Raw genomic sequence first — 4,478 nt, 5'->3', positions numbered from 1 at the left:
AGGCTGAATGCCATATTCCTCAGCACGATAACCACACGCAACCATCCTCCGTTAGATCTGGCATCTCCACAACCTATGGGCAACAACTTCGTTCGAGCTCAAACAGATGCCCCTCACCCAAAACCTAGCCACCACCGCCACTTCCCCCTATACCGCCCGCATGTTTGAAGGCCTCTCCCCCTCGCCCGCGACGCACGCGCCTGGCCGTTCGAGCAGGCGCGCGCCCTGCTGGCCCGCACCCTGCGTCTGCGCCTGTCCGACGCCGAGCGCGATCTCGCCTCGACCCTGATCCACGCCGGCAAGACCGACGAAGCGGTCGCCACGCTGGAGGCCCTGCGCAAACCGGTGGTGCTGGAGACCGGCTATGGTCCGTCGGGCCTGCCGCACATGGGCACCTTTGGCGAGGTGGCGCGCACCACCATGGTCCGCGCGGCGTTCCGCGCCCTGACCGACGACAAGATCCCCACGCGGCTGATCTCGTTCAGCGACGACATGGACGGCCTGCGCAAGATCCCGCCGAACGTGCCCAATGGCGAGGTCATGATCCCCGACCTCGACAAGCCGCTGACCGTGGTCCGCGACCCCTATGGCGAGTTCGAGAGCTTCGGCCATCACAACAACGCCCGCCTGCGCGCGTTCCTGGATGGGTTCGGCTTCGACTACGAGTTCGTGTCCTCGACCGACTGCTATCGCGGCGGCCGCTTTGACGAGACCCTGCTGAACGCCCTGGAGCGTTTCGACGCCATCCAGAAGATCATGCTGCCCTCGCTGGGCGAGGAGCGCCGGGCCACCTATTCGCCGTTCCTCCCCATCAGCCCCAAGACCGGCAAGGTGCTGCAGGTCCCGACCCTGGAGCGCAACGTGTCCAAGGGCACGATCGTGTTCCGCGACGAGGACGGCGAGCTGACCGAGGTTCCGGTGACCGGCGGCGGCGTCAAGATGCAGTGGCGTCCCGACTGGGCGATGCGCTGGACGGCGCTGGGCGTCGACTATGAGATGAGCGGCAAGGACCTGATCGACAGCGTCCGGCTGTCCAACCAGGTCTGCAAGGTGCTGGGCGGCTCACCGCCGGAAGGGTTCCACTACGAACTCTTCATGGACGAGAACAACCTGAAGATCTCCAAGACCAAGGGCAACGGCCTGACCATGGACGAGTGGCTGCGCTATGGCGCGCCCGAGAGCCTGGCCTATTACATGTTCCAGAGCCCCAAGAGCGCCAAGAAGCTCTATTTCGACGTCATCCCCAAGGCGACGGACGAATATCTGCAGCAGCTGGACGCGTTCCAGAAGCAGGAGCCGGCCAAGCAGATCGACAACCCGGCCTGGCACGTCCATTCGGGCAGGCCGCCCGAGCAGGGCTCGCCGGTGTCATTCAGCCTGATGCTGAATCTCGTTTCGGCCGCCGACGCCTCGACCAAGGACATCCTGTGGGGGTTCCTGGGCCGCTATGTCGACGGCGCGACGCCGGAAAGCCAGCCGCTGCTGGACCGCCTGGCCGGCTATGCGATCAACTATTACGAGGACTTCGTGAAGCCCGCGAAGACCTTCCGCGCCCCGGACGACAAGGAGCGCGCGGCGATCGTTGATCTGCGCGCCCGCCTCGCGGCCCTGCCCGAAGGCTGTCAGGACGCCGAGCTGATCCAGAACGAGGTGTTCGCGGTCGGCAAGGACCATGAGTTCGACCCCCTGCGCGGCTGGTTCCAGGCTCTGTACGAAGTGCTGCTCGGCCAGAGCCAGGGCCCCCGCTTCGGCTCGTTCGCGGCGATCTTCGGGCTGGACCGCACCATCGCCCTGATCGATGGGAAGCTGGGCTAGTCTTCGCGACCCCCGACGTCGCCAGGCCCCTGTACCGGCTTGGCGGCGATGCTCGGAAAGCCGCTGCGGGCGTCCACGCGCAGCTCGGCCTAGGCTTTCGGTCCGCCGGTCCTGATCGAGCGATCCCGCGGCGCGCCCTGACGGGCTCGGAGGAGCGTGGTCAGCATAGTGGCGGCGATGATCGGCTTTTCGATCACGCCATCAAATCCGCCAGCGCCACAGGTTACCGTTTCAACACGGTCGGCCGTAAAGGCGAGTATGGGCGCATGCTGATTGGGGCCAGGCTCGGTCCGGATCCGATGAAGCGCGACATGGCCGTCCAGGACCGGCATGTTAAGATCGACCAGGATGACGTCGAAAGGCGCTCCCGCCGCCAGGGCGACCGCCTCCACCCCATTCACAGCCTCGGTCACCTCGGCGTCGAACTGCTCGAGGAGCGCGCGCGCCAACTCCCGGATCGCGGCGTTATCATCGGCGACCAAAACCCGGGCGCAGGCCAGTGAGGCTGACGGGTCTGATACCGCGTCCAAAGGCCTCGACGAATCTGCGGACGGCGCGGCGATATGGAAATAGAAGACCGACCCCTGTCCTGGCGCGCTGTCAACGCCGATCGCGCCCCCCATGGCTTCGACAAGCGCCCGACTGATGGCCAGCCCCAGGCCGGTGCCGCCATGCTGGCGCGTGGAAGAGGCGTCGACCTGCGAAAAGCGCTGAAACAGACGCGCGCGCTGCGCTTCGTCCATACCTGCTCCTGTGTCCTCGACGCGGACCTGCAGGGCTTGCGCGTCCGCATCGTAGCCCAGGCTTAGCCGAACGCGACCTTCGTCCGTGAACTTCACCGCGTTGCCGACCAGGTTGACCAGGATCTGGCGCAAACGATCCGGATCCACGAGGACCTGGTCGGGAATGTCCGGGCTCGCGTCAAACTCCAGGCCCAGCGCCTTGGCCTCGGCCTGGGGACCAAACATCATCAAGGCCTCCTCGGCGATCGCCGCGACGTCGACAGGCTCGGGATCGATCGTCACCTGGCCGGCTTCGAGCTTGGAGAAGTCGAGGATATCATTGACGATGGAGAGCAGGGCCTTGCTCGCGCCCTTCACCCGCCGGACCATCATCTGCGCGGTCTCTGACAGGTCGTCGCGTCCGGCCAGCAGGCCCGTGAACCCGACGATGGACGTCAGCGGCGTGCGGATTTCGTGGCTCATATTGGCCAGGAATTCCGACTTTATCGCAGAGGCGGCTTCGGCCTGATCGCGCGCCGCCTCCAGAAGGACGTTGGTCTCCTGCAGCCTTTCTTCCGCTTGTTTGAGGCCCGTGACGTCGCTCACAAGCACATAGAACCCCTGGGTTCGGCCCGAGGCGTCGATGTCTGGAATATAGTGCGCCAAGGTGTGGCCGACCTCGCCGGACGGCTTCACCAGCATGCGCGAAAAGGTTTGCCTCTGTCCGTTTAGGACCGCCCGGACGTACGTCTCGTTGCGGGCGAATCCTTCCGCGCCCAGGAGTTCCGGAAGCGTGATGTTGAGCATGGTTTCGGGAGACTGGCCGAACCATTCGCGATAGGCGGCATTGGCGAAACGGCACCGCAACGCCGCATCCCAGTATCCGACCAGTCCCGGCAGGTGGTCGGTCAAGGTGCGGATAAACCGTTCGGTGGTCAGGTGTTCGGTGATGTCCTGAAAGGTGCCGACAAGCGCCACGACCGCACCGTCCGGGCCTTTGCGACAAGCGCCGCGCGCCACCACGTGCCGCTCCGAGCCGTCCGGCCGGTAGATGCGCGCCTCCAGGGCGTAGTCGCGGCCCTCGGCGACGGCGCGCTGAACATGCTCGCCCAGGATCCTGGCGTCATCGGGGTGATAGCGCTCAAGCACGCCTTGCAGCGGCGGCGGTTCGACGCTGGGCTCATAGCCATGAATACGATAGGTCTGATCGGACCAGGTCGTGCGATCGGCCGCCACATCCCACGACCAGGTCCCGACGCCGGCCATGTCCTCGGCGAGTGTGAGCAATCGGTTTTGCTGGTCGGCCACCGCCGCAATATGGGCGCACTCACGGCTCGCGAGCCGCACAAGCAGCGCTTGGGTGACACTCGTCGCCAGAGCCCGCAGGCGCGAAGCCTCGGCGTGCGTGAATATGTCGCGGGCTACTGTATCGATAACGCTGAACGTCCCCAGCCGCTTCCCATCGGGCGCAAGCAAGGGGACGCCCGCATAGAAGCGAACATCGGGCGGCCCGGTGACCAGGGGGTTGTCGCGGAACCGCGCGTCCTGGGTGGCGTCAAGCACGACGAACACCGGGTCCAGGACCGTCGCATGTTGAGTGAAGGACACGACCTGGGCGGCGTGATCGGCATCGAGGCCGACACAGGCCTCGATCCATTCTCGTTCCGGGTCGACCAAGGAAATCAACGCGATGGGCGAATCGAAGATCTGCGCCGCGAGATCGGTCAGGCTGTCGAGCAGCGACTCTGATGAGGAACCAGGACCTCTTGACGTTCCAGCGCTGCAAGTCCTTTGCGCTCATGCGGATCGTTCACGCAGAACCTCTCTACCCCCATGCCGTCACGCGCCGGGCGGGCGGACCTTAGCTTTGCCGTCAACTGTGGACGAGTTGAGGCAAGGTCAACAGCGGTCACCTGGCCGTTGGACCTCGGCCGTCTTGAC

At 65.3% G+C, this 4,478-nt stretch carries 1 protein-coding gene and 1 pseudogene; one reads left to right on the top strand and one right to left on the bottom strand.

Going from position 1 to position 4,478, the window contains the following annotated elements:
* The first annotated feature begins 160 nt into the window (after positions 1-160).
* Positions 161-1,815: pseudogene (locus CSW58_RS08440) on the top strand (lysine--tRNA ligase).
* 89 nt (positions 1,816-1,904) lie between these two features.
* Here the strand turns inward: CSW58_RS08440 and CSW58_RS08435 are convergent.
* The gene (locus tag CSW58_RS08435) at positions 1,905-4,277 is read right to left on the bottom strand and encodes an ATP-binding protein (RefSeq protein ID WP_369825124.1); all 2,373 of its coding nucleotides are present in this window, start codon (positions 4,275-4,277) and stop codon (positions 1,905-1,907) included.
* Positions 4,278-4,478: the final 201 nt, after the last annotated feature.

It is taken from the genome of Caulobacter sp. B11, from assembly GCF_002737765.1.
Lineage (GTDB): Bacteria > Pseudomonadota > Alphaproteobacteria > Caulobacterales > Caulobacteraceae > Caulobacter.
Note: the sequence above shows the minus strand (reverse complement) of the source record. Positions and strands in the feature narration are given on the sequence as shown.